Origin of the sequence: Caryophanon tenue (genome assembly GCF_001700315.1) — a bacterium.
Lineage (GTDB): Bacteria > Bacillota > Bacilli > Bacillales_A > Planococcaceae > Caryophanon > Caryophanon tenue.
The window spans coordinates 1-2,358 of record NZ_MASJ01000032.1; the positions used below are offsets into that span (position 1 = coordinate 1).

Annotated in this window: 3 protein-coding genes; all 3 read left to right on the forward strand. The window is 41.5% G+C overall.

The features are described from left to right. The first annotated feature begins 85 nt into the window (after positions 1–85). Entirely contained in the window at positions 86–280 is a 195-nt protein-coding gene (locus A6M13_RS12060) for a hypothetical protein (protein WP_066546657.1), read from the forward strand. Further along, positions 277–630 carry an IS66 family insertion sequence element accessory protein TnpB gene (tnpB, locus tag A6M13_RS12065; protein ID WP_281181719.1) on the forward strand — a complete coding sequence of 118 codons (354 nt, stop codon included), beginning with the start codon at positions 277–279 and terminating at the stop codon, positions 628–630. Before A6M13_RS12060 ends, tnpB begins: the two co-directional genes overlap by 4 nt. A gap of 62 nt (positions 631–692) precedes the next feature. Continuing rightward, positions 693–2,273 carry an IS66 family transposase gene (gene tnpC / locus A6M13_RS12070; RefSeq protein ID WP_425393923.1) on the forward strand — a complete coding sequence of 527 codons (1,581 nt, stop codon included), beginning with the start codon at positions 693–695 and terminating at the stop codon, positions 2,271–2,273. The last annotated feature ends 85 nt before the right edge of the window (positions 2,274–2,358 follow it).

Below are 2,358 nucleotides of genomic sequence, written 5' to 3' on the forward strand. Positions count from 1 at the left end.
GTAAGCCCGTAATCAAATAACGCATATATTCAGGCAGGCACCTTCGGTACCATAAAGGTATCAATTTTAAGGAGGTGCCATTGTTATGCCTACAAATAAATTAACGATTGTCCCTGTTTCGCTTGATCCCCAACCAACTAAAGTTTCTACGTCTATTTCTTCAGTTGCCACAGTTGCACCAAATTGTGTCATCAAAACAGCACTCGCTGAAATTAGCCTCTTTAATGGCGTAGATGAGCACATCATCCAAACCATTTTGAGGGAGTTGAAAGAACAGTGAAACATGATTTTACAACCGTCCAAAATATCTATATTATTTGCGGGAAAACGGACATGCGTAAAGGCATCGATGGCCTCGCAGCGCTTATTCAAGATTCATTTCAATTAGATCCATACAGCGACGCTGTGTTTTTATTTTCTGGTTGGAGTAAAGACCGTTATAAATGTTTATACTTCGACGGTGATGGCTTCGCCATGTTATATAAGCGTTTGGATAACGGTAAACTTCAATGGCCCAAAGATGAAAATGAAGTACGAAACCTCACACAACAAGAACTGCGCTGGTTATTAGAAGGTTTGTCGTTACAACAGCCGAAGGCGATTGCAAAATCAGCAAAAGGTGTCTTTTAATTAGCCTGCCACAAATGGTATAATCATCCATAACTTATATCGAACGAAACGTGGTGATTAGTTTGGAAAACACTTCTGTAACGACCAATAAGGTTGTTCAATTACTTGAAGAACAACTGGCGTATTTAAAACAACAAAATGGCCAATTGGAGAAACAAAATCAGGATTTGCTCAATAAAATTGAAGTATTAACTGAACAAATCCGCCAATTAACAAAGGCTTTATACGGTTCTAAATCAGAAAAATCAAAGTATCAAGCGCCCGATGGGCAAGTGTCTTTATTTGAGGATGACCCGTCTTTTAATGATCCTGAGCAGACAGAAGAACAAAGCACGGAGACGATCCGTTATACGGTTACACGTAAAAGCATGAACAAAAAACGCAATGACGTCTTTCTTGGTCATGTAGAAGTGGAAGAAATTCATCATCATCCCGCTAAATTAGCCTGTGACTGTTGCCAAACAGATATGATGGCCTTCAGCACCGTTTTAGTACGTGAAGAAGCCAAATTCATTCCAGCCAAGATGAAACGTGTCCATCATTTTGAGCATGTGTATGAATGTAAGAATTGTAAAAAAGACAGCTTACAAAAGGCACAAATCAAACGTGGAAAAGCACCTCAAGGTGCGATTCAACGAAGCATTGCCGGTCCAACGGTTTTAGCCAAGTTAATTTACGATAAGTTCGTTCAATACTTGCCTCTTTATCGTCAGGTAAATGAATGGGCACGTTATGGCCTCTTAACGAACGATAAAAACCTATCGAACTGGGTCATTCGCGTGGCAGAAGATTGGCTGAAGCCACTTTATGACTTGATGCAGCAGCTATTAACAGCCAAATCAGTGCTTCATATTGATGAAACGTACGCACAAATTTTAAAACGTTCCGATGGAAAGCCTGCACAATCAAACGCCTACAACTGGGTCTGTCGAACAGTCGCAAGTGAAGGGCCTGTTTTAGTGCTGTTTAAAAGCGCTTTGTCGAGAGGACGCGCTATATTAGCTGATTTAGTCCGTGGCTTCAAAGGAACAGTGATTTGTGATGGGTATTCAGCCTACGGTGAATTACCAGAGGTACAATTTGCGAACTGTTGGGCACATGTACGTCGTTACTGGTTAAAAGCAGAAAGTAAAAACGGCCAGATTGGTGTGCAGTATTGTGACCGACTCTTTCAAATTGAACGGAAAATCAAGCATTTATCCGCTGATGAACGGGTGAAAGTGCGACAAGAAGAGGCAAAGCCTCTCATTCTTGAGTTTTTTGATTGGGTTGATCGCTCACCGTTCTTTGGGAAGAACGCTATTGCCAAAGCTGCAGAATACACACTGAATCGCAAGCAGGCACTCATGGTTTTCCTTGAAAATGGACATGTATTGATTGATAATAATCCCGCTGAAAATGCGATTCGTCCAAACGTCATCGGGCGAAAAAATTGGCTCTTTTCAGTGAGTGAGGCTGGTGCTCAAGCCAATGCGATTTGTCTAAGCCTGGCGGAAACAGCCAAAGCCAACGGCATTGATTTCTATCAATATTTGGTGAAGCTATTAACGGAATTACCTAGCTTACCAATTCACCAGCAGCCTGAGATTTTACAGCAGTACTTACCATGGTCTGAACATATCCAGGCCACATGTGCAAAATAAGCCAACTAGCCGAAAAAAACATCGGCCAGTTGGCTATTCGTCGTGCGTACCGTACAGGTGCGCTATTTTTTATAATTCGGGCTTA